Raw genomic sequence first — 24,325 nt, 5'->3', positions numbered from 1 at the left:
AATTAGCCGTTTACTAGTTTCTCAATGAAAAACTCTAAATGCCCAGATGGTTGATTTGGTATTGGCCATTTAACTGCTTTTGTCGCCAGCGCTTTAAACGCGAGAGCGGCTGGCGAACTTGGAAAGAGCTCAACAATCACCTTTTGGCGACGTGTTGCTTTACGCATATTTTCGTCATAAGGAACCGTTGCTACTAGCTCCATTGAAACATCTAAAAAGCGATCGGTAACTTTAGATAGTTTTGCAAATAATTCAGTGCCTTCACGCATACTGCGGACCATATTGGCAACAATTTTGAACTTATAAACACCGTGCTCGCGGCTTAATACTTTAATAAGTGCGTAAGCATCGGTTATTGATGTTGGTTCATCGCACACTACAACCACTACATCTTGTGCTGCTCGTGAGAAGCTTAGCACCATGTCTGAAATACCAGCGGCTGTATCTACAATTAAAATATCAAATTCGGTATTCAATTCGCTAAATGCACGAATTAGCCCGGCATGCTCAGATGGCGATAGTTCAACCATACTTTGCGAGCCCGATGTAGCGGGTACAATTTTAATACCAGCAGGGCCTTCAACTAAAATCTCGTCAAGCTCACATTCACCTGACAAAACGTGTGATAAATTGCGCTCTACACGTAAACCAAGCATCACATCACAGTTTGCTAAACCTAAGTCAGCATCCAGCACTAATACTCTATTACCTTGTTGCCCTAGTGCAATAGCGGTATTTAGAGAAACATTTGTTTTCCCTACCCCACCTTTACCACCGGTTACAGCGATAACTTTTACGCCGTTGTTATTGTTTTGACTCATTTTGCGCAGGCCGCTTGCTTGATCTAATACTGTGTTAATCATACATCCCTACTGTACTTGGCGCCACTGCTTGGTGCCTTGAATGTTGTGCTTTTGTTCTTTTTAAATATAATTGCTCAGCCTTTTTCACTAGTTTCTCAGCATTTGCAACACGAATATCTTCTGGCACTCGTTGACCGTTAGTAAGATACCCTATTGGGAGGCGATTTTGAATCGCAATACTAATAATCTCACCCAAACTTAATGATTCATCTAACTTAGTGAAAATACAACCACTTAACTGTACTTTTTTAAAGTGACGTACTGTTTCTTGTAATACATTAATTTGTGCCGTCGCGCTTAGTACTAAGTAGCTGCGAATATCCACACGTTGGTTACGCATTAACGTGTTTAACTGCTCAGTCAAACGTAAATCTCGCTGACTCATACCTGCTGTATCAATTAATACTAGACGTTTATTTCGTAAATGATATAAAACTTCAGCTAATTCATTAGCATCTTTAACTTGCTTTACACCACAACCAATAATACGGCCGTAAGTAGCAAGCTGTTCATAAGCACCAATTCTGTATGTATCAGTGGTTATTAAGGCCACTTTATCAGCGCCATATTTTTGTGCACCTAACGCTGCAAGCTTAGCAACTGTTGTTGTTTTACCAACACCTGTTGGACCCACTAACGCATATACACCACCTTGGCGAAGTATTTCATTATTGGTTGTTTGCATTTGATCTTCGACCATCGTTAACAACGCTTTCCAGCCTTGCTTACGAGATACATCATCAGGTACAAAACATGCCATTTGTTGCGCTACTTCTTTATCAATACCCATACCGACTAAGCGGTCAACCATGCAAGCGCGTGTTGGATCGCGACGCGCCATATCTTGCTGCATTAAGCCTGATACTTGATGCTCAAGTAATTGACGAATTGCGTTCATTTCTTCACGCATTGTTGTCATTTCTTCGCTTTCATTATTGGGTGTTTGTTGGCGAGCAGTTACTGGACTATCTAAATCATCAAAGTCGCTGTCTAAATCATCAAAACCCAAGCTATCCGCTTGAGTTTGTGGACGAACTGGCGCTGCATTTTCAGGAGCAAACATATTTTTAGTACGCTGTTCCATAACTGGTTCTTGATAGTTATCGGTAGTATCAATACCAGATTGTGAAAACATTGATGCAAGTTCAGGGGAGCGAGGACGCGGTGATTGGCGCTCTAGTAAAGCCTGTAGGCTGTCAGCCACTTTTGCTTGCGGCTCTGGTTTGGCACGCTGAGGCTCTGGTTTTACAAAATTATGCATACTTTGCTGTGGTACTTGAGCACGCGGCTCTGCAGTACGTTGTGGTTGCGCTGCTACTTTAGGGGCTGCTTTGTCATAATCAACTGCCGCTACAATTTCTACACCGTTAGCCAGCTTCTTATTTGACATAATAACCGCATCAACACCTAGCTCATCTTTAACTTCTTTAAGTGCTGTGCGCATATCTTTAGCAAAAAAACGTTTAATTTTCATGATTCAACCCCTGTTAAAATCTTATTGTTGGCCTACAGAGCTAACAATCTTGATCTGTCTTTCGTCTGGTACCTCTTGATAAGACATCACTCTCAATCCTGGAATGGTGTACTTAACAAAACGAGATAACACAGTGCGTAACATTCCTGACGTTAGCAATATAGAAGGTTCACCGGCCATTTCTTGATTTTGATGCGCTTGTGTCAATGACACTTGAAGTCGCTCTGCAAGTCCAGGCTCAATACCGGCACCTTCATCGCCTGCATTTTGTAATGACTGATGCAACATCTGTTCCAACTCAGGTGCCAAGGTTATGACAGGGATTTCTGATGACATGCCAACCGCATCTTGAACAATTAACCTACGCAGAGAAATACGCACTGCAGCCGTTAATACATCAGGGTCTTGGCTACGCGGGCCATACTCAACAAGGGTTTGAACAATTGAGCGCATATCGCGAATAGCTACACCTTCATTCAATAAATTTTGCAGTACTTTTACAATTGCAGTTAATGGCAACACATCAGGTACTAGCCCTTCTACTAAGCGAGGGTGGCTTTTAGCGAGCATATCAAGCAGGTTTTGGACTTCTTCATGCCCTAGTAACAACGCCGCACTGTTAGTTAATAACTGGCTAATATGAGTGGCAACTACAGTTGCTGAATCTACAACGGTATAACCTAGTGATTGCGCTTCATCTTTTTGATCAGGCTTGATCCATACTGCATCAAGGCCAAACGCAGGATCTTTAGTTTCAACCCCTTTAATTGGGCCAAATACTTGCCCTGGGTTAATCGCTAGCTCGTCACCATGTTTAAGTTCGCTTTCACCTGTTGAAACACCCATTAGCGTTATTCTGTAAGCATTAGGGTCAAGCTCTAAATTATCGCGAATATGAACAGGTGGTACTAAAAAGCCAAGTTCTTGAGAAAGCTTTTTACGTACACCTTTAATACGATTAAGTAACTCACCACCTTGAGATTGATCTACCAATGGAATTAATCTGTAACCTACTTCTAAGCCAATTACGTCAACCTGCTGAACATCATCCCAACCAAGTTCTTTTTGCTCTTGTTTATTGGTAATACCTGTTGCAGCGCTTCCGCCACTGGCGGCTTCTTCGGCTTCTGCTGCAGCGGCTTTTAACTTAGTTTGCTGTGTGTAGTAAGCTAAATAACCCAGTAACGCACCTAAACTTAAAAAAGCAAAATGCGGCATACCAGGCACTAAACCCATGATGATCAAAATACCTGAAGCAATAAAGAGTGATTTTTCGTTACCTAGTTGTTTCTTAAATTGGTCACCCATATTGAGCGACTCATTTTGACGTGTTACAACAATCGCGGTACCAATTGAAAGCAGTAAAGAAGGGAGTTGAGCAACTAAACCATCACCAATGGTAAGTAATGTATATACTTCCATTGCGTTGCCAAAACTCAAATTATGTTGAATCATACCGACAAATAAACCACCAACAATATTGATGATTAATATAACAATACCTGCAATGGCATCGCCTTTTACAAATTTACTCGCACCATCCATTGAGCCGTAAAAATCAGCTTCGCGAGTTACTTCCTCGCGGCGATCACGCGCTTGCTCAGCACTGATAAAACCAGCGTTTAAATCGGCGTCAATTGCCATTTGTTTACCCGGCATTGCATCAAGGGTGAAACGTGCAGATACCTCAGAAATACGCCCAGCACCTTTAGTAATTACCACAAAGTTAATAATGATCAGAATTAAGAATACGACTAAACCAACAGCGTAGTTACCACCAATAACAACTGAGCCAAACGCTTCAATTACTTTACCGGCAGAATCACCACCATTATGACCTTCAAGTAATACAACTCGAGTGCTGGCAACATTAAGCGCTAAGCGCATAATCGTAGCGATTAGTAATACAGAGGGGAATATACCAAACTCAACCGGCTTCATCGTGTAAACAGTCACGAGTAAAACCACTAGTGCGAGGGCAATATTAAACGAGAAAAGAATATCGAGTAAAAATGGCGGTAACGGTAAAATCACCATTCCCAAGGCAGCAAGCACAAGCAAAGGAGTACCTACCCCTTTGGCATAGTCTTTTTTGTCTCTGTTAAGTTGTTGTAATACCGCTTTAAAACTCATAATTCTACAATTTCAAAAAATTGACACTACGTAGAATTTGCAATAACTATTCCAAGTTACTAAGTTAACGGTTTAATACTTGTAGGCATCGGGGATTGGGAGCTTGTTATTGAGCTTAGTTGGACGTTTACCACGCCCTTTATTAAAGCGCTTAAGCTGAAATACATACGCTAAAACTTGCGCTACAGCAGTAAATAGCTGATCGGGTATTTGCTCTCCTACTTCAGCCGTATGGTAAAGCGCTCGGGTCAACATAGGGGATTCTAAAATAGGTACTTCGTTCCCTATTGCTACTTTTCTAATTTGCATCGCCATTTCATCAATACCCTTAGCAAGCACTATTGGCGCACCTGCGCGCTCTGTATCGTATTTTAATGCTACAGAGTAGTGAGTTGGGTTGGTAACAATAACATCAGCGTCAGGGACATCTTGCATCATACGGTTTTGCGACATTTGCCTTTGTGTTTGCCTAATACGCGCTTTTATTTGTGGGTCACCTTCAGAGTTTTTATACTCATCTTTAATCTCTTGCATGGTCATTTTAAGTTGTTTGTTATGGTTATAACTTTGAAATGGCGCATCAATAGCGGCAATAATAATTAAAGTGCACGAAAGGCCTAAAAACATCCACCCTAAAATCTCTAAGGCATGGATAATATTACCTGGTGCACTTTCTAAACTTAAATGTAGTATTTCATCAAAATAAGTATTAATTAAAAATATAGCAAAACTTGCAACCAAACCAAATTTTAAAAGTGACTTTACAAGCTCAATAGCCGCTTGCGGGCCAAACATACGTTTAAAGCCTTTCATTGGCGACATTTTACTTGCTTTAGGTGCAGCGGCTTCCCAGCTAAAATTAAAACCACCTAGTAACGTATTACCAATAAATGCAGCCAAAACTATAATTAATACAAACATAGCCATAGGAAACATTAAAGCGTCTGCAACCTCTCCCCATACGGCAAACATTTTAGTGGTATCAAAGGCTTCGTTGCGGTTTAAGCTAAGGGTTCGGCCCATTACATTGTATAAACCTTTGCCAATTTCTGGCCCATACATCAAAAGCGATATAGCCGAAAAAATAAGTACAAACATAGTACCTAGCTCTTTTGAGCGCGCTATTTGGCCTTTCTTTTTAGATTCTTCAAGCTTTTTGGATGTGGGTTCTTCTGTTTTTTCTTGTCCTGAGTCTTCAGACATGACTTTCTCCTAAGGTGAGCAACCAACTAAAGTACACATTAGCTCAACCATTTTTAACCATTGAAACTCAAACTGAGAAACAAAGTTACCTAGTGTCGCCCAAATAATAATAAGTCCCGCTACCAAGGTAAACGGAAAACCAATAGAGAAAATATTTAATTGCGGTGCTGCACGCGTCATAATACCAAACGACATATTAATAACGAGCATAGCGGTAAGCGGTGCAAGTGAGAGTACAAGTGCTGTAGTAAACATCCAGCCGCCCCAGGTCACTATGTCCCAGTAATGATCTACAGACCACCATGTGCCATCAATGGGTAGCACTTGAAAACTATGCACTACCATTTGAATCATCATTAAATGCCCGTTAAAAGCAAAAAATAACAAGGTGGCCAAAATAAGGAAAAACTGGCCAACCGCTGGGACGCTTGCGCCATTAGAAGGATCAATAACCGAAGCAAAACCTAAACCGGTTTGCATCGCGAGTATTTGCCCTGCTAACACAAAAGTATTTAATAAAAGTATAGATGCAAAACCAATAGCAACACCAATCAGCATTTGTTGAATAACGACTAAAATCATCTCAAACGAAAATAAATTAGTGAATGTAGCTGGGGGCAAAACAGGAACTACAACAAAAGTTACAACAACCGATAAACCCATTTTTATACGTGTAGGAACATTTTTAGCCCCCAAACCAGCCATAATCATAATCATTGAGCTAATGCGTACCAGCGGCAACAAAAAATCGCTCAACCATTGAATAACGACAGCAAAGGGGTATTCCACGCTTAACCTGCAATTTCAGGAATAAGTAATACTAGGCGAGTAAAAAAGTCCATTAGCTCTTGAGTAAGCCAATGCCCACCCACAATAAGCGCACTAATGGTAATTAATAAACGAGGTAAAAAGCTCAATGTTTGTTCATTGATAGACGTTGCAGCCTGAAACACGGCAACAACTAAACCAATAATTAAGCCTGGGACTACAATTGCAGACACCAGCTTAATAACTAAAAAAAGAGCGTCACTTAGGATATCAACAAAAATTTCCGGTTCCATGTTGTACTCCTATTGTTGGGTCATGTTAATGCTTTGCATACTAAGTCCCTAAACCAAAGCTTTTGGCTAAGGTACCCATCACTAAGCTCCAGCCGTCTACAAGTACAAATAACATAATTTTAAACGGTAAGGACACAATCATGGGTGAAAGCATCATCATACCCATCGCCATTAATACCGAGGCGACCACTAAATCAACAATTAAAAATGGGATAAAAAACATAAACCCTATAATAAATGCGGTTTGCAATTCGCTGGTTACAAAGGCGGGTATAAGCACTATTAACGGTGTATCTTGTGGCGAATCTAGCTGATCGTAACCGGCAATTTTAGCAAACGTTTCTAAATCTTTTAAACGCACTTGTGAAAGCATAAATGCTTTCATTGGCTCTTTAGCCAGCTCTAAAGCTTGTACTGAAGTAACCTGCTCATTTAAGTAAGGTTCTATAGCTCGCTCGTTTACCTGCTGATAAATAGGCGACATTATAAAAATACTTAGAAAAAGCGACATCCCTAATAACACTTGGTTTGACGGTGTTTGCTGCAAACCAATTGCTTGGCGCAAAATGGCGAGTACAACAATTATTCGTGTAAAGGAGGTCATCATAATTATGGCAGCCGGTATAAAACTCAGCGCCGTCATAATTGCTAAAACTTGTAACGTTACTGAGTAATCCTGTGTGCCATCAGCGTTTGTTGTAATAGTAAGCGCATCAATTCCTTCTGCGCTTACACTTGGTACAAACACCATGGCAAAAATAATAAGCAGCCACTTTGTCATAGGTTTAATTCTTTTTATTTTGGTTTGATTGCGGGTTTAAAAGTTTACCAAATCGTTTAGCGAGTTCAGGTAGTTCTTTTTCACTTAATGGGGTTTCTAACTTGTGTAAGTAATTAATACTGTGGGGAGTTACACCAAGTAAATGCTGAGCATTATCTATCTCAACAACCATTAAACGCTCGCGAGAACCCAAAGGTAGACTTCTGACTACTTTAAATTCATCGCTGTTTGCTAAATTTGGATTAAGCTTTTTAACAAAAAATGCCAGCACAATAATTAGTACTAGCACCATAGCAAGCGACAGCACCATAGAGAGTATATCTCCAGTGGGTGTTGCCACATCTGCTTTTGAAAAAACGGAACTCGTTAAAGCAACTAATAAGCTCATCGTAGTTTTTTGATCCGCTCTACTTGGCTTATCACGTCAGTTAAGCGAATACCAAACTTGTCGTTTACTACAACTACTTCACCATGGGCTATCAAAGTACCATTAACTAGCACGTCTAGCGGCTCGCCCGCAACACGGTCAAGCTCAACAACAGAGCCTTGGTTAAGTTGCAATAAGTTACGAATATTAATTTTAGAGCGTCCTACTTCCATTGAAATAGTAACGGGGATATCTAAAATAGTGTCGAGTTTTCGTTTTTCATCGCCACTCATTTCGTGTTTTGAATCACTTAACTCATCAAGCTCTGCAACATGTGCTTCGCTACTATCATCTGGAGCTTCGGCTTCTGCTAATGCTGCTGCCCATTCATCCATTGTGTCTTGATCATCGCTCATACTTTTAACCTTTTAATCAATTACCAGTCTAAGTCTACACCGTCAGAGAGGTGTAAATCATCTTCTAGTTCTGCTAATTCTGCATCTGAGTCAATTTTCTTGCCGCCTTTGGTAAATACATGCAGCTCAGATTTAACTGAATCAGGTCGTTTAATTTTTTCACTAATTTGAAGTGCAACATTATCGCGAGAGCGACCCATTTTAGCTCTAAATGTAGGGAGTTCTTCAACAAACACGGTTATATGCTCAGGCATTTCAACCGGAATAATATCACCGGCTTTGAGTTCCATAATCTGCCTTAAGGTTAAATCAACTTCAAGTAACTGAGTCGACATATCAACCTCTACATCCATTATTTCGTCTCGAAGTGCTTTGCTCCAACGTAAATCGGTATCTTCAGTATCAGACTGAACACCCGCATCTAACAGCTCTCGAATTGGCTCAAGCATAGAGTAAGGTAAAGCAATATGAAAATCGCCACCGCCACCATCAAGCTCAATATGGAAAGAACTAATAACCACAACCTCAGTTGGGCTTACAATATTAGCCATAGCTGGGTTTACTTCAGAATCGAGGTATTCAAACGATACATCCATAACCGGTGCCCATGCTTCTTTATAATCTTCAAAGATGATCTTAAGGAGCATTTGCACAATACGACGCTCTGTAGGCGTAAATTCTCGGCCTTCGATTTTTGCATGATAACGCCCGTCACCACCAAAAAAGTTATCTACCAAAATAAACACAAGTCGTGCTTCCATGGTAATCAGGCCAGTGCCTTTTAAAGGTCTAAAACGCACCATATTTAAACTGGTTGGAACAAATAAAGTATGAATATACTCGCCAAACTTAATCATTTGCACGCCGTTAATAGACACCTCTGCGGTGCGGCGCATCATGTTAAATAGGCTAATTCGCATATGACGAGCAAAGCGTTCATTAACAATTTCCAGCGTCGGCATACGACCACGTACGATCCGATCTTGCGAAGAAAAATCGTACTGAAGCGTACCTCCTCCGCCATCTTCACCGTCGTGTATATCTTCCTCTTCAACGTCATCAACGCCATGTAATAGCGCATCAATTTCGTCTTGGGATAATAAATCGCTCACGCTAACCCCTTATTGCATCACAAAGCCGGTAAACAATACCCGCTCAATTACTTTGCTGCCTTCAACATCCATTAAAGCTTCCTGTACCTTTTCAAGTGCAGAAAAACGAAGTGTTTCTTTACCAGAGCTCGTACTTAACTCATCGGCTGTTGTAGTAGAAAACACACTTAATAACGTACCTTCTATTAATGGAATGTGTTTTTTAGCTGTTTCTTCATTTACTTCGCCACGTACCAGTAACTGTACTTTAATTTGCACAATTCTGTCGCGACTTGAACCGGGCACGTTAAATACAAATGGGCGTGGCATTGACACATATAAAGCACTGCCTATTTCAGCTGAATCACCAACTGCAGCAGAAGGTGCATCTGCTGACATCGCAGTCTCTTCATCTAAGGTTTCAACTGGCGCATCCGAACCCGACATAAAAAAGTAACCTGCAGCACCGCCTACAATAAGTAGTACAGCTACTATGATTATTATTAGTTTCTTTTTACTTTTACCGGTTTCTTCAATTTCTAAACTTGTTTCTTCAGCCATCATGATTCCTTTAATCGCAAAGGTACTTGCTTGTTTTAGTTATTATAATAGCAGCACTTAGGCATAGTAATCTATTGATGATGAAGTTTGTTGTCGAGAACTTTGTGCAGTGTTATTTGCTTGCTCGTCGTTTTCATCATTAACTGACTTATTATTAGCCAAATTACCTTGAGGTCCACTCTCACTCTGCTCGGCAGTTTCACCACCTGATTGCCCATAAGAAATAGTACTTTCACCAAGCTCTAATCCTTGTTGCGCTAACATTTCACGTAAGCGCGGCATTGATTGTTCAAGTGCTTCTTTGGCTTGCTGGTTTTGTACTACAAAGTTTATATGTGCTTGTTCTGCATCGCTGCGAATACGTATTTGCATACTGCCCATTTCGGGAGGATCTAGGCGAATTTCTGCTTCTTTATTATTAATGCTCAGCATTGAGCTAACGCGCTCTTGCAGTAATTTAGCTGCATCACTTTTAACAATATTAATTGCCTGCATTACACCAGGATCAATACTTACTTGCTTAACTTGCGATGTACTTTGTAATTGTTGAGTTTGTATTATTTGGGTATCAAGTAAGCTCTGCTCGTAACTTAATGAGTCGTATTGGCTTAATGTGCTCACTTGCTGAGTATTTAGAGCTGCTGTAATTTGCGTAAATACTTGTGCTACGCGTGCAGGAGTTTGTTCAGCAGTTATTTTTTTAAGGCCATCTTTTTGTAATTCTTCAAGTGATTTTAATAAATCATCACCCTTAGTTGAGGTTGTTACGGCTTTATTTAAATCAGCCCCTTCGTTTGTCGATGTCTTTAAGCTTAACTTTTGTGGATTATATACTGTATTAGGAGTCTCTGACGCTACAAACGTTTTTGAGTCTGTCTTAGCGGTATCGGCAAGTCCTATTTCAATTGAAGCTTTTAATTCATTAACTGTTTGCTTAAGCACTGCTAATTGCTCGCCTTTAGGCTGCTCTGTTTTAATATAAGCGTTTAATTGCGTTAATAAGCTTTGTTTTTCAGTTGTATTAAGTGAATTGATTTCTGCGCTAAAAGAGTGTTTTGTTACCGTGCTCTGCGTTTTTTCGTTATCAGTAATAAATTGCGCAAGCATTTGCTTAAGATTTGAAGTGCTACTAGTTGCGTTACTTGTTGAATCAGTATTTTCTAATACCTTAACTTGCGCGTTAAGTTGTGAGCGCTGCTCAGGCGTTAAACTAGCAATAACATCATTAGCTTTAATTAAGCTCTCATCTTTAGTCATTAACGTATCTATTGCTGCATTATTATCAGCTTCAGTTGCGGCTAAAGAAGACTGAGTAACGCCCGCTTTGTCGGTGGGTGTTGGCAAAACTATATTATTTTCATCAGCAGACTTATTTTGTCCCAGTTGCTCTTTAGAAATCATTGTTGATGCAAATTCAGGTTTTTCTAATATAGGGCCAATGCTGTCATCGGGCTTCTTATTTATAGAATTTAATGGCCCTTCAATAGCTTCAGCAACACCACTTTTACGATGTTTACCTTCATTTAATGGTAACGAATTCAAAGGTGGTGAGCTAAAGTTATCGCTTTTTGAATCAGTTAATTTAGCCGTTTTAGAGTCTACATTAGTGGCAATTGGATTTTGCACTACACTCGCTGTATTCGCTTCTTTAGCCGATACTTCATCACTTGTATTGGTGGATGCAATTATTGGTGTGCTTTGTAATTCTGTATTCTCTACTAGTGTAGCTTCTAGCTCTGCATTTTCTGATTCTAAACTGTTAGTTGCATCGAACGGCTTATTGACCGAAGTGCTCATTGCTTGTGCTGAATTAATTTGATCAAGCATCTCAACAGACACAAAAGTAACTTCGTCAGTTATTACTTCATCTAGCTTTACGCTCAGATTTTCATTTTCTTCTGGCTGTTTATGCTTAGGTATGGCAATCGAGTTTTCGGCATCGGGATTTTTATTGCCTTTAAGCAATGGCTCCATAGAGTTATGCGCTTCGTTTAGCTGACTTAAAAATTCATCGCCTAAATTTTCTTCGCCATTAGCTAAGCTATTGTCTTTAAAAGCTAACAGTGAATCTTTTTCAGAAGAAACTAAAAACGAAATGTTATTCATCGCCATAAATCACCTAATACCATTACGGCAATATGCCACCGCATACCGCCAAAAGTTGAATTCCACTAAGTAACAAAGCAATTAACGTGCCTGAATTACAAAGCTTTACGACGTTGAAAAAACTGATTAGCTGAAAATTCATCTAACATTTTTTGCTCATTTTTAGCCATTAACGCATTTGCTTTGAGTTTTTGATTTTCGATTAGTTTGGCAACTGCTTTAGCTTTAATTTGCTGCTTAAGCCATAGAGTTTTACGTTGAGTAACAACTTGCTTAGCGGTATTTACGGTACTTGCTTGTTGGCGAATTGCTTCTTCAATTTTAGCTATAAAAGCATGGTACTGACCAAACCCTGCACTAGATAAACCCGACTTACCCTTTAGGTGTAACTGCTGAGAGTATTCAAGTCTAAAATTGTTTAAACCTTGTAGCTTTTGTTGATTCGATTGCAAGTTTTGATTAGCTTGTAAGTAACTCATGCGCAAATTTTCTTCTTTATCATTTTCAATTTTGAGCAATAAATCGAGTTTGTTTTTAGCCATTATGCTTGTCCTAGTAACTGAGCAAGACCTTGCAGACCATCATCGTAACTAATGACATCTCGCATACCTTGTTGTAAAAATGCATTTACTCTTGGCATCATATTTATAGCTTGGTCGAGCATTTGATCGGTCCCTTTTTGATAAGCGCCTAAAGTAATCATGTCTTTGTTTTGTTGATACATTGAATACACTTGTTTAAGCACTCGGGCTTGTTGCATATGCGGCTCAGAAACAACTTGAGGCATAACACGCGAAATCGACTTTTCAATATCTATAGCGGGATAGTGCCCACTGTCAGCTAAATCACGCGATAGTACAATGTGGCCATCTAATATAGCTCGCGCTGCATCAGCAATAGGGTCTTGCATATCATCGCCTTCACTCAACACCGTAAAAAAGGCGGTAATTGAACCTTGCCCTTCACCGCCATTACCAGCACGCTCCACCAGCGCAGGTAATTTAGCAAACACCGAAGGCGGATAACCCTTTGTAGCGGGCGGCTCGCCAACAGCAAGTGCAATTTCACGTTGCGCCATTGCATAACGCGTTACCGAATCGAGTAACAGTAATACGTTTAAACCCTGATCTCTAAAATACTCTGCAATAGTTACGGCGCTCTCACAGCCTTTTAAACGCATAAGTGGTGATGAATCAGCAGGCGCTGCGACAACAACTGAACGTTTGCGCCCTTCTACACCAAGTATTTCTTCAATAAATTCTTTTACTTCGCGGCCACGCTCCCCCACTAAGCCAACAACAATGACATCAGCTTCGCTACCTCGGGTCATCATACCCAGTAGTACTGATTTACCTACACCAGAGCCTGCAAACAAGCCCATACGCTGGCCTTGCCCTACTGTGATAACCGAGTTAATAGCACGCACACCTACATCCATAGGCTTAGTGATTGGTCTTCTTGAAAGCGGGTTTATAGTATTTTGCGCAAACTTTAAATGATGCTCAGCATTAATTTTACCAAGGCCATCTAGCGGTCGCCCTAAACCATCCACCACGCGGCCTAATAAACTCATCCCTACAGGTAAACCTAAATTATTTACTTGAGGAATAACACGCGCACCAGGTAATACACCAGAGATGTGGTCGTTAGGCATTAAGTACAAAGTTTGATCGTTAAAACCGACTATTTCGGCGTCTACAAAGCCGTTCATAGTTTCTATTTTACATTGGCTACCAACGGGTGCACGTAAGCCTCTAGCCTCAAGGGTAAGGCCAACAACACGCGTTAAAATACCTGCCACAGCAGGCGCCGGGGTTTTAATATGTTGTTTATATTGAGATAAGCGTTCGCTTAAAGGTGCACGTTGAGTTGACATAACACGCCAATAAAATAGTTAGATACCACTATTATGCAAAAAACTATCCAACGTTTCTTTGACACGTGTTTTAAGGGTCATGTCGAGTGACGATTGCGCTGTTTTAACTTCACAGCCACCGCGCTCAAGAGTGGGCTCTGCCATTAATTGCCAGTTATTATCAATAATGGTTTGTTCGCCGTAGCTCTCTTTTATGAGTTCTAAATCTTCGGGGTTTAAATGGATTCGTACTTTTTCTTGCTCCGCATTAAGTGAATCAATACTTTGCTTTAACGTATGTAATATCACTTCAGGCGATGTTTTTACTTCTTGATAAATAACAGCTTCCGCCAACATGCTAGCAAGTTGTACTAATTGCTTTTCAGCTTGTTCGTCCACTTTATCTAGCGGTGCAGTTAGCCCCTCTAAAATGGCTTTTAAACTTGTTAACTGCTCTTCAATTAATGGTTTTACATCTTCAAGGCCTTGTGTTTTACCTTGCTCTAAGCCTTCTTTGTAACCTGCTTCTTTACCTTCACCAACACCTTTTTCAAAGCCGTCTATGTAGCCTTGCTCATGACCTTGTTTAAGGCCTTCTTCGTACGCGTCTTGTCTAATGCGTTCAAGCTCAACCATGGTAAGCGCAGGGAGTTCTGGCTCTTGTGGCTCATCAATAGGCATTTCTTCGGCTAATTCTTTTTTGTACAACTCACTAAGCGGTGTGCCGTAAGCCGTAGAGCGATTGCCAAAGCTGCTCTCATCTGGTGCTACATCCGGAATAGCCCAGTTTTTTAATAATTCATCTGCTTCATCAGCCCGAAGTGTGCGTCCTTTGAGTTTGCTCATGGTTTACAGGAACTCCTCGCCACCGCCGCCGCCCAGCTGAATTTCACCTGAGTCAGATAAACGACGCGCTGTTGATAAAATCTCTTTTTGCGCCGCTTCTACTTCGCTTATACGTACCGGGGCCATAGCTTCTAAATCATCAGCAAGCATTTCGGCTGCACGCTTAGACATATTGCCCAGTATCTTATCTTTAAGGGCATCGTCGGTGCCTTTAATTGCTTTCATTAATACGTCTTGTTGTACTTCTCGTAGGATTGCTTGAATACCACGGTCTTCAACATCCATTAAGTTTTCAAACACAAACATTAAGTCTTGAATTTGCTGCGACATCTCTTCGTCATGCTCACGAATAGAGTCCATTAACTGCCCTTCTACATTAGTATCTAGGTAGTTCATAATATCTGCAGCTGCTTTTAAGCCACCCATTTTAGCGGCTTGTGCACCTGCTTGGCCGGCAAATTGTTTTTCCATAATTTCGTTTAGCTCTTGCAGTGCTGCCGGCTGAACTTCTTCAAGGTTTGCAATACGCATGGTTAAATCTAAGCGTACTTTTTCAGGGAACTGAGCAATAATCTCAGCAGACTGCTCTGGCTCTAAGTACGATAATACAATGGTTTGAATTTGTGGATGCTCATTACGAATAATGTTTGCTACCTGCTTAGAGTCCATCCATTTTAATGAATCCAAGCCTTTAGCGCCTGAGCCCATAACAATTTGGTCAATAAGGCTAGCGGCTTTGTCTTCACCAAGGGCTGCTGTAAGCGCTTTTTTAATAAAGTCTTCTGACTGAAAACCAATGGTACTAAAGCTTTGAATTTGTTCTATAAACAAGTTGTGTACAGCGCTAATTTTAGCTTGAGATAAATCCTGTAACCCAGCCATCGCCATACCCACTTTTTGCACCTGTTTAGGTTCTAAGTGTTTAAGGATTTGCGCGGCATCTTCTTCTGATAAACTCAAAAGTAATATAGCGGCTTTATCTACCCCATCTAGCTTATCAACATCAAAGGCTGGCGGGAGTTGTTTTTGTTCTTGATCAGTCATCTTCTGTTAACCACGCTTTGACTACTTGTGATGATAGTTCTGGTTCGTTAGCTACAAGGGCACGAATTGCTTTAAGTAAATCTTCGTCGCCATGTAAATCCGGTAACTGCAGTGTACCATCACTTGAGAAACCAACCGAAGCAGAATCAAAGTCTTTATTTAGCATATCAAGCGTGTTGTCGCCAATATCTACGCCTGAACTTAATGCATCTTCGTCGTATTCTTCTAGTGTATCGTCTGGGTAAATTAAGCGTTTAAGCATTGGTTTTACTACTGCCATTATCAATACAATGATAACTAAGGCGCCTAATACAAGGCGGGCTATTTTCATAAACCAGTCTTGTTCCCACAGTGGCACTTCTATTGCTAAATTTGTTTCTTCACGTACAAACGGCACTGTTACGACTTCAAGTGCATCACCACGTTGCATATCAAAACCTACACCACCTTGTAGTAAGCGACGAATATTTGACAATGCCTCTACCGAGCGTGGAGTCATGGTTGTTTCACCGTTTTCTCCCACTTTAGCAATGTAGTCAACAGCAACTGATACGCTTATTCTACGTATTACACCACTTTGCTGACGCTTATGAGAAATTGTAGTGTCGAGTTCATAATTACGCGTGGCTTCTTTGTGGCTGCGTGTTGGTGACGTAGCTGTGCCTGCACCACCTTGCCCCGCAACCTCAGGAATGTTCGAGTTTAACGGTGGCTGATTTGTAAGCGCACCTGGAATACCAACAGCTAGGCCGCCAATGTTATTTTCTTCAAATGTGGTTTCGCTTCTAACCGCTGGTAGGTCTGGGTTATAACGCTTTTGAGTTTCCTCAATCGAGCTAAAGTCCATGCTCAAATCAACTTGAGCTGTATAGTTTGCAAGCCCAACAACCGGTATTAAAATACTGTCTATTTTTTCAAGGTACTCTTGTTCGCGCTTACGTTCTAAGTCGTATTCTTTACGAGAGCGTGCTGCTAATGAGCTTTGCGAACCTGAATTTAATAATCGACCATTTTGATCGGTAACAGTAACTCGCATAGGCTCTAAACCCTGTACTGCCGAGGCAATCATATCAACAACAGAGTCTACTTCTTCACGGTCGAGTGAGCGACCACGCTTAAGCGTTAATACAACTGTAGCTGATGGTTTCTTCTCTCTGCGGGCAAATACGTTTTCTTTAGGAATGGCTAACAATACTTTAGCGCGAGTAATATTATTAAGCTCTTCAATGGTGCGGGCAAGTTGTTGCTCGCGGCCATGTTTTAGGCGTTCGCGCTCTAAGCGTTGGCTTACACCAAAGCCCATATCTTGCATAATTATATCAGAGCCCGACGCTGGCCCTTGCTCTAACCCTTCGCGGGTCATTAACAATTTAATATTTTGGTATTCGCTTTCATCAACCGACACAACGTTGCCATCTAGTTGATATTCAATTTGTTGCGCATCTAAAAAGTCGAGCGTTTGAATAAGCTCTTCAGTTTGCATTTTGCCTAACGGGCGCATATCTGGCTGACGAGCCCAAATAATAATAAAAATCGCGATAGCTAAACAAATAGCCAATGCTATAACCAATGTTACTTGGCGCAATACATCAACACCATTTAAAGCACTTAAGTAGCCTGACTTTTGTTCTTGTTGATCATCACCACCACTTTGGTCAATACCGCCACCAGCAAGTGCTAGGTCTGTAGATTGGTTAGATTGCGCCACAATAATTCTCCACTACCTAATTAAACAGGCATGTTCATGATTTCTTTATAAGCTTCAACAAGTTTATTACGAACCTGTACTGTAGCCTCAAAAGCAACTGACGATTTTTGAGAAGCAATCATCGCCTCAGCAAGCGATACACTTCGATCCCCCATCTCAACCGCTTTTACTTTTTGACCTGCATCTTGCTGTAGACCGTGCACTGTATTTAATGCATCACTTAGCATGTCGCCAAACTGGGAAGTAGAAGTAGGCTGAACTTGAGTCGGCAATTTATTTATTTGATTATTACGGCCGGCTTCTAAAGCCATTGATTGCATTTCTTGAAATACAGCACTGTTTTGAATTTTCATAATTTATCTCTGACACGCAGTGAACTCTTACAAGTAATAAAGCACAAAGCATGCCAAATAATTAATCATTAAAATACAATAGGTTAACTTTAATTTGTGTTAGTCAGAGTTTTGACAACCCTAAGTTCGCAGCGCAAACTTAGGGTTTATAGGAGGTTATGCTGGAAGTGAAATACCTAAATCGCGCATTTGCGCTAGTTTATAACGTAAAGTTCGTGGGCTTATGCCCAATGTTTCGGCAACGTCTTTACGCTTGCCTTGGCAGCGTGCAAGGGTTTCTAAAATAATACGATGCTCTTTGTCTTTAAGCTCATCTTTATAGCTACCGGTGTCTGCCGCTAGCAAGCCCTGCTTAGGTTCAACCTCGGCATGTGATTTTTCATCATAATATGCAGAGCTTAGCGTGCTTTTATCAACGCCTTTATCTGCGTGAGCTAATTCTGTTGACGATACTGTTTGCGCCGGCGCCAATGATGGCTCCATAACAAAGTTATTAGCTGCTAAGTTTTCAATAAAAATAGCATGCTCATTTATTGTGTTACCCGTGCGCAGTATAAGTGCACGCTGTATAACGTTATCAAGCTCGCGCACATTACCAGGCCACGCGTGAGCCAATAACTTTTGCTCGGCACCTTTATCTAAATATGCCATAGGCTCTTTGCTTTTACTTATATGGCGCTCAATTAAATGCTTAGCCAATACAATAATATCGCCAGGGCGTTGGCACAATGGTCGCCACATTAGTGGAAAAACATTAAGCCTGTAATATAAATCTTCTCTAAACTGATTTTCAGACACGGCTTCTTTTAAATCACGATTACTGGTTGCCAAAATACGTACATCGAGCTGAATTGTTTTACGCCCCCCTAAACGCTCTACTTCACGTTCTTGCAGTACGCGTAACAGCTTTGCTTGTAGCCCTAAGTCCATCTCAGTAATTTCATCAAGTAAAATAGTGCCGCCTTGTGCTTGCTCAAACTTACCCGGACATGCTTGAATCGCGCCCGTAAAAGCTCCTTTTTCATAACCAAATAACGTGGCTTCAAGCATATTTTCAGGAATAGCCGCGCAGTTAATCGCCACAAATGGCTCATTACAACGGCTTGACTTATCATGAATATAACGAGCAAGTACTTCCTTACCTGAACCACTTGGGCCAAGTACCATTACACTTGCATCAGAGCGTGCTACTTTACTCGCAAGCTCCAATAATTGAATACTAGTTGGGTCAGCAACAATAGGTCCGTCGGTTTCTTTTGCTTTTTCAGGCAAATAACGACTCACCATATTTAACAGCACTTCAGGTGCAAATGGTTTAGCCATGTAGTCAATTGCACCTAGGCGCATCGCCTCTACCGCATCGTCAATTGTGGCGTACGCCGTCATCATCAATACAGGTAAATCAGGGTGGTTTAATTTAATACTGCGTAGTAAATCCAGGCCACTCATTGCGCCCATTTGCACGTCGCTTACAACAAGCGAAAATTGATCTTTTTTAAGCAGTAACATTGCTTGCTCAGCACTGCTCGCTGCAACACATTCAATACCCGACATTTCAAGGGTATCTATTAAGGCTTCACGAAGCCCTGCGTCATCTTCGACAACTAAAATAGTGTTACTCATAATGAACCCTCTAGTTTAGATGTTGCCTTAATAGGCAGTAACAAACTAAAGCAGGCACCACCCTGCGTATTATTAGTCACATCAACACGACCTTGGTGCGCACTAGCTACCGAACTTACTACCGCAAGCCCTAAACCTGTGCCCTGACTTTTTGTAGTAAAAAATGGTTCAAAAATTTTATCGCTTTGGCTTAAATCAACACCTGGGCCATTGTCGCTCACACTAATACGAACCATATCTAAATCTTTTAAATCTCTTTGTGCGCTAATTTTTACTTTTGCACCGCCGCCAATAACTTGAATACTATTGTGCACAAGATTTTGAATAGCACTGGCCAATGCCGTTTTATTACCGACTATTTGTATATCTGGCTCTGGTAAGCTTACATCCAGCTCACTTTCATTAAGTGCAACCATCGCATCAGCACCTGCTTTAACTTCTGTTAAAAGCTGCTGCATTGAAACTTGCTCAACAACTTGCTGATCGCCACTTTTAGCAAATAACAGCATGTCGTTTACTTGAGTTTCTAAATCTTTTAAACGCGACATTAACTTTGTTTGAAAGTTATCGCGAGATGCTTCGGGTAAGCGTTTTGATCCTAAATTAGCGGCGTAAAGCATAGCGGCTGAGAGCGGCGTACGGACTTGATGCGCCAGTGACGCAACCATTTTACCCAGCGCGCTTAATCGCTGCATATGTGCAACACGTTTTTGTAAGCGGCGAGTTTCGGTCAAATCCGTCATTAAAATAAGTTGCCCAGGCTCTGGTGCTAAAGCAGTAATATCAAGCTTTATTAGGCGCCCGTCTTTTAAAGACACTTCGTGGCCATCATCTTGATGTGGCCTAAAAGAGCGCTGAATAACATTAAACCAGCGTTCGCCTTCAAGTGGCTCGCCAAGCATATCAATCGCTATTTGATTCGCTTTTGCAATCAACCCTTTGCCATCAAGTACAACCACGCCTGCTGGCATGGTATCAACCAAATGCGAAAGCCAACTTGCTTGCTTGCGCAGATCGCTTAATTCACCAATGTACTCCTCTTGAAGTAAACATGGGTTATACTGATTTGCAGAAAAAAACTGTGGTTTTAGCACGCTAGCAAGGGCCATAATCAAATCTCGAATTGATGTAGATACATGTCTAAATGCACGATTCATACCAAAATTTATTTACATATTTATCATTAAGTTACATCAATAATTTGAGCGACATAAAAATGACGCACACAAAAAGGAATAATAATGAGTGAGCAAATAAAGTGCCGTTGCCCGTGGCTCGACACCACTAAACCCGACTACGTTATTTACCATGATGAAGAATGGGGTGTGCCTCTTTATGATGATACAAAACTGTTTGAATTTATCACTCTTGAATCCGCGCAAGCCGGCTTAAGCTGGTACACAATTTTAAAAAAGCGCAGCGGTTATAAAAAAGCATTTGCTAATTTTGATGTAAAAAAAGTAGCACAATTCACACAAGATGATATTGAAAGATTAATGCTTAATGAGGGTATTGTGCGCAATCGCTTAAAAATTGCGGCAACCGTCAATAACGCTAAACGCTTTATAGAAATACAAAAAGAATTTGGGAGTTTTAGTAACTACCAATGGCAGTTTGTGGGTAATAAGCCGATTATAAGTAATTTAAATAACGTTGAGGACTACCCAGCAATTACAGAGGCATCAACCGCATTTGCGAAAGATTTTAAAAAACGGGGTTTTAAGTTTTTAGGCCCTACAACGGTTTACGCTCATATGCAGGCCTGCGGTATGGTTAACGATCACAGTAATGATTGTTTTAGAAAAGAAGAAATTATTGAGGCTTTTAGTGGGTAAGTGATTTATAGCTATAAAAGTGATTTGTTCACAAAGAGGTTAGAGAAGCTGCGCTTTAGAGAAGTAACGCGTAGGTTGGCTATGGTTTCTCATTTACCTTCGTTTTTCTCTTTGTGAAATAACGTTTTATTTAAATGATTAAAAGTCTTGTTTTTCACGCGTGCAAGTCTAGCGTAACAACAAAAGTAAAAACCGTGTAGGTGCGAATTTACTTCGCGCTCTTGCTAATATTTTTAAGTAAAGTGCGGTATAAAACCGCATCTACAAAACGAGGGGTTATTTATCTACTGTGTTTGGCCAATTTATAACTAAACACTGACAGCTGCTTTTAAACCTTAATCTCGTGATAGATTATACTTTTTCATTTTCTCAACGAGTGTGGTTCTGCGTACACCTAGTATTTCGGCTGCGCGAGCTACAACGTAATCATAGCGCTCTAGAGCTTGGGTTATTAAGCTAATTTCAAGCTCTGCTAAATAATCTTTAAGTTCAATACCATCATCAGGTAATAGCCCACTACCCGTTTGGCTAAACTCAGCATCTGGCTCAGTTTCGTAATCACTAAAACCGGTGCTAAATATATCGTTAAAGGCATCTTTTTCCATTAACTCTTCAGGGTATTCTGGCTCGTACGCTTCAACTTCAATGTAACGATATTTGTTAGGTAAATCAGGAATATCAACCACTTTTTCAGGAAACATAATAACCATACGTTCCACTAAGTTAGCAAGCTCACGAATATTACCAGGCCAAGCATGTTCTTTTAAGCTCTCAACTGCGCGCTCGGTAAACTTAGCGGTAGAACCTGTTTGGTCGTTAACACGCCGCATTAACTCTTTTAAAAGCAGCGGTATATCATCAGCACGTTCACTCAGCGATGGGTTTTCGATAGGAAATACATTTAAGCGGTAATATAAATCTTCCCTAAAACTACCCTCTTCAATCATTGTTTCTAAGTTACGATGCGTGGCTGCAATAACGCGTACATCAGCCTGAATAGCCTTTGTACCACCAACACGTTCGTAGCTGCGCTCTTGCAATACTCGCAGCAACTTAACTTGCATTTGCAGTGGCATATCGCCTATTTCATCTAAAAATAGCGTCCCACCTTGAGCTAGTTCAAACCGCCCTTTACGCGCCGATATAGCACCAGTAAACGCGCCTTTTTCGTGGCCAAATAGTTCACTTTCGAGCAGCTCAGCCGGAATAGCACCACAGTTAACTGGTACAAACGGTCCATTAATACGCTTTGAAAGCAAGTGTACATTACGGGCAACCACTTCTTTACCTGTGCCTGATTCGCCTAAAATTAAAACATTAGCATCGGTTTTTGCCACTTGTTCAATTAAAAAGCGAACATCTTTTACGGCCTCTGTTTCACCAACAAGTCCATCAAAGATTTTATGCGGTTTAGTATGCTTATGCTCATTAGGCAACATACGCTGATACTGCTGGCAGTCGTGAAGTAACTGAGTTGTCACTTCGTGATTAAATGGCTCGCAAATAAGCCCCACTACATTAGCTATACTTAATAGTGGTTTTAGCGTTTCACCAATTAATAAAAACGGTAATGTTGGATAGCGTTTAATTAAGCTTTCGTGGTCAAGTGATTGCAACGCTCCTAAAATAATCATGCATTCTTGCTGCTGATATTTTTTGCATTCTTGTTCAAAGCAGTCTTCGCTTAATAGTTGAGCAGCTTCACCAATAAAGCCAAGTGAAGCATTTAATCCTATTGCGCGGTTGTTATTATTATCTAAAATCAAGATCATATTTAGCGAGCCGTACTTTCACTAATTTGTATAATTAGTTAAATTGTAAGCCAGTTCAGCATGGATGCAAGTGATAGCGGCAGTTTTTTGACATAAACGCCAAAAAACAGACGGGCTAGTTAAGTCAATCATACTTAATAGTTAATCATTAAGTATGGGTTATAGTTTTAACTTAGCCATTACTTAACTATTACCTAACTATAACTTAGCCCTAAAAATTAATTTACTCGGCAATAAAAATGCTATTGTTAGTAAATAAACTCAATTATAAATTTAAGTTGAAGTTACAAATGCCGATATATAGATAAGTGGAAATGCTTGGCATTAATATTGCTTTGTTCTTATAAAAGTATAAAAGCTTAATTAATTTTTTGTATTAGCTTTCACATAATTTTATCGTTTTAAATTTTAGGATTTTCCCATGGCTCATGTCTCAGTAAAAAAATACAGTCAAGTTCGTGCTAGCAGCATTGCCGAAATGGCACCTTACGAACAAATAAACCTTATATTCAGTAATATTATTGGTCGTTTAGCTGCAACAAAGGGCTTTATTGAGCGCAAAGAAATAGCAAAAAAAGGTGAAAATATTTCAGCATGTATTTTGTTATTTGGTGCACTGCAAGATGCACTTAATTTAGAAGTAGAACAAGACCCTAGTATTTCTAACAATTTATTGGCACTTTACGACTACTGCCAACGTCGCTTAACGCAAGCTAACCTACATAACGATATTGAAGCAATTACTGAAGTATCAAGTATTGTTAAAGAAATTAAAGAAGGTTGGGATAATATCCCACTAGATCAACGCAACCCTGCGGTTTAATTTTAATTATGGATTCGCAAACACCAGTAAGCCATGCTGAGCAGATACAAGCATTACTTAGTAACATTGAAGTGTTGGTAAATGATAATAATGCAGACGAAGCTCAGCCTTTTTTAGACACTTTAAATACTAAACTAAAGCAATGGTGCGAAAGTAGCGAAGGTCCAAGTGCAGAGCAATTAGAATTAATTCAGCTTCGTATAAATACCATTTTAGTTAAAGCGAATAATGCAAAAAATGAATCTTCTAAAGCTATTATTAAACATAAAAAGTCTGGTAAGGCCATTAAAGCTTATAAAAACACCTAGTAAACAGACCTAATAAACGACCTTTATTTTAACTAAATGTATGGCTATATCTTACTATTTGAATCAAAGAGCAATGCACAATAAAAAACCGCTAAGTTTAAA

24 protein-coding genes are annotated in these 24,325 nt (G+C 40.3%); 3 read left to right on the top strand and 21 right to left on the bottom strand.

Features of this window, described 5'->3' with window-relative positions; translation table 11 throughout:
• Nucleotides 1-2: 2 nt before the first annotated feature.
• From I6E72_RS02510 to I6E72_RS02415, 20 genes are all read right to left on the bottom strand, one after another.
• Nucleotides 3-863, bottom strand: coding sequence for a MinD/ParA family ATP-binding protein (locus I6E72_RS02510; protein ID WP_197110959.1), 861 nt, complete (start codon nt 861-863; stop codon nt 3-5).
• Complete coding sequence (gene flhF / locus I6E72_RS02505) at nt 856-2,337, bottom strand: flagellar biosynthesis protein FlhF (protein WP_197110957.1); 1,482 nt, start codon at nt 2,335-2,337, stop codon at nt 856-858. Before flhF ends, I6E72_RS02510 begins: the two co-directional genes overlap by 8 nt.
• A gap of 21 nt (nt 2,338-2,358) precedes the next feature.
• Complete coding sequence (gene flhA, locus I6E72_RS02500) at nt 2,359-4,470, bottom strand: flagellar biosynthesis protein FlhA (RefSeq protein ID WP_007585807.1); 2,112 nt, start codon at nt 4,468-4,470, stop codon at nt 2,359-2,361.
• A gap of 72 nt (nt 4,471-4,542) precedes the next feature.
• Nucleotides 4,543-5,673 carry a flagellar biosynthesis protein FlhB gene (gene flhB / locus I6E72_RS02495; protein WP_007585806.1) on the bottom strand — a complete coding sequence of 377 codons (1,131 nt, stop codon included), beginning with the start codon at nt 5,671-5,673 and terminating at the stop codon, nt 4,543-4,545.
• 9 nt (nt 5,674-5,682) lie between these two features.
• On the bottom strand, nt 5,683-6,462 hold the full coding sequence (gene fliR / locus I6E72_RS02490; protein ID WP_024589943.1) for a flagellar biosynthetic protein FliR: 780 nt from the start codon (nt 6,460-6,462) through the stop codon (nt 5,683-5,685).
• A gap of 2 nt (nt 6,463-6,464) precedes the next feature.
• A complete protein-coding gene (fliQ, locus tag I6E72_RS02485; protein WP_002959325.1) occupies nt 6,465-6,734 on the bottom strand; it encodes a flagellar biosynthesis protein FliQ in 270 nt (89 codons plus the stop codon).
• Between the two features lie 40 nt (nt 6,735-6,774).
• Nucleotides 6,775-7,515, bottom strand: coding sequence for a flagellar type III secretion system pore protein FliP (fliP, locus tag I6E72_RS02480; protein WP_007585804.1), 741 nt, complete (start codon nt 7,513-7,515; stop codon nt 6,775-6,777).
• A 4-nt stretch (nt 7,516-7,519) separates the two neighbouring features.
• The gene (gene fliO, locus I6E72_RS02475; RefSeq protein ID WP_024589944.1) at nt 7,520-7,903 is read right to left on the bottom strand and encodes a flagellar biosynthetic protein FliO; all 384 of its coding nucleotides are present in this window, start codon (nt 7,901-7,903) and stop codon (nt 7,520-7,522) included.
• Nucleotides 7,900-8,298, bottom strand: coding sequence for a flagellar motor switch protein FliN (gene fliN, locus I6E72_RS02470; RefSeq protein ID WP_007585803.1), 399 nt, complete (start codon nt 8,296-8,298; stop codon nt 7,900-7,902). The genes fliO and fliN overlap by 4 nt, the downstream gene beginning before the upstream one ends.
• Nucleotides 8,299-8,318: 20 nt before the next feature.
• Nucleotides 8,319-9,410, bottom strand: a complete 1,092-nt coding sequence (gene fliM / locus I6E72_RS02465) for a flagellar motor switch protein FliM (protein ID WP_024589945.1) — start codon at nt 9,408-9,410, stop codon at nt 8,319-8,321.
• Between the two features lie 9 nt (nt 9,411-9,419).
• Nucleotides 9,420-9,950, bottom strand: coding sequence for a flagellar basal body-associated protein FliL (gene fliL / locus I6E72_RS02460; RefSeq protein ID WP_024589946.1), 531 nt, complete (start codon nt 9,948-9,950; stop codon nt 9,420-9,422).
• A gap of 57 nt (nt 9,951-10,007) precedes the next feature.
• A complete protein-coding gene (locus I6E72_RS02455; protein ID WP_197110955.1) occupies nt 10,008-12,062 on the bottom strand; it encodes a flagellar hook-length control protein FliK in 2,055 nt (684 codons plus the stop codon).
• Between the two features lie 89 nt (nt 12,063-12,151).
• Nucleotides 12,152-12,598, bottom strand: a complete 447-nt coding sequence (gene fliJ / locus I6E72_RS02450; RefSeq protein ID WP_024589948.1) for a flagellar export protein FliJ — start codon at nt 12,596-12,598, stop codon at nt 12,152-12,154.
• Nucleotides 12,598-13,932, bottom strand: a complete 1,335-nt coding sequence (gene fliI, locus I6E72_RS02445; protein WP_169059709.1) for a flagellar protein export ATPase FliI — start codon at nt 13,930-13,932, stop codon at nt 12,598-12,600. The genes fliJ and fliI overlap by 1 nt, the downstream gene beginning before the upstream one ends.
• A gap of 18 nt (nt 13,933-13,950) precedes the next feature.
• Entirely contained in the window at nt 13,951-14,757 is an 807-nt protein-coding gene (gene fliH, locus I6E72_RS02440) for a flagellar assembly protein FliH (RefSeq protein WP_024592741.1), read from the bottom strand.
• A gap of 3 nt (nt 14,758-14,760) precedes the next feature.
• The gene (fliG, locus tag I6E72_RS02435; protein WP_007581881.1) at nt 14,761-15,801 is read right to left on the bottom strand and encodes a flagellar motor switch protein FliG; all 1,041 of its coding nucleotides are present in this window, start codon (nt 15,799-15,801) and stop codon (nt 14,761-14,763) included.
• Nucleotides 15,794-17,509 carry a flagellar basal-body MS-ring/collar protein FliF gene (gene fliF / locus I6E72_RS02430; RefSeq protein WP_007581880.1) on the bottom strand — a complete coding sequence of 572 codons (1,716 nt, stop codon included), beginning with the start codon at nt 17,507-17,509 and terminating at the stop codon, nt 15,794-15,796. Before fliF ends, fliG begins: the two co-directional genes overlap by 8 nt.
• Nucleotides 17,510-17,529: 20 nt before the next feature.
• The gene (gene fliE, locus I6E72_RS02425) at nt 17,530-17,862 is read right to left on the bottom strand and encodes a flagellar hook-basal body complex protein FliE (protein ID WP_008168784.1); all 333 of its coding nucleotides are present in this window, start codon (nt 17,860-17,862) and stop codon (nt 17,530-17,532) included.
• Between the two features lie 156 nt (nt 17,863-18,018).
• Nucleotides 18,019-19,485: a sigma-54-dependent transcriptional regulator gene (locus I6E72_RS02420; protein ID WP_101216690.1), complete on the bottom strand. Its 1,467-nt coding sequence runs from the start codon at nt 19,483-19,485 to the stop codon at nt 18,019-18,021.
• Nucleotides 19,482-20,594, bottom strand: a complete 1,113-nt coding sequence (locus tag I6E72_RS02415; RefSeq protein ID WP_007581877.1) for a sensor histidine kinase — start codon at nt 20,592-20,594, stop codon at nt 19,482-19,484. The genes I6E72_RS02420 and I6E72_RS02415 overlap by 4 nt, the downstream gene beginning before the upstream one ends.
• 132 nt (nt 20,595-20,726) lie before the next feature.
• Between I6E72_RS02415 and I6E72_RS02410 the strand changes: the two genes are divergently transcribed.
• Complete coding sequence (locus I6E72_RS02410; protein ID WP_197110953.1) at nt 20,727-21,320, top strand: DNA-3-methyladenine glycosylase I; 594 nt, start codon at nt 20,727-20,729, stop codon at nt 21,318-21,320.
• A 335-nt stretch (nt 21,321-21,655) separates the two neighbouring features.
• Here I6E72_RS02410 and I6E72_RS02405 read toward each other — a convergent pair whose 3' ends face one another.
• Nucleotides 21,656-23,092 carry a sigma-54 dependent transcriptional regulator gene (locus tag I6E72_RS02405; RefSeq protein ID WP_197110951.1) on the bottom strand — a complete coding sequence of 479 codons (1,437 nt, stop codon included), beginning with the start codon at nt 23,090-23,092 and terminating at the stop codon, nt 21,656-21,658.
• A 421-nt stretch (nt 23,093-23,513) separates the two neighbouring features.
• On the opposite strand from I6E72_RS02405, the gene fliS reads away from it, so the two are divergent.
• Nucleotides 23,514-23,915 carry a flagellar export chaperone FliS gene (gene fliS / locus I6E72_RS02400; RefSeq protein ID WP_101162758.1) on the top strand — a complete coding sequence of 134 codons (402 nt, stop codon included), beginning with the start codon at nt 23,514-23,516 and terminating at the stop codon, nt 23,913-23,915.
• A gap of 8 nt (nt 23,916-23,923) precedes the next feature.
• A complete protein-coding gene (locus I6E72_RS02395) occupies nt 23,924-24,223 on the top strand; it encodes a hypothetical protein (protein WP_197110949.1) in 300 nt (99 codons plus the stop codon).
• The last annotated feature ends 102 nt before the right edge of the window (nt 24,224-24,325 follow it).

This window comes from Pseudoalteromonas sp. NSLLW24, from assembly GCF_015864725.1.
GTDB classification, from domain to species: Bacteria; Pseudomonadota; Gammaproteobacteria; order Enterobacterales; family Alteromonadaceae; genus Pseudoalteromonas; species Pseudoalteromonas arctica.
Note: the sequence above shows the minus strand (reverse complement) of the source record. Positions and strands in the feature narration are given on the sequence as shown.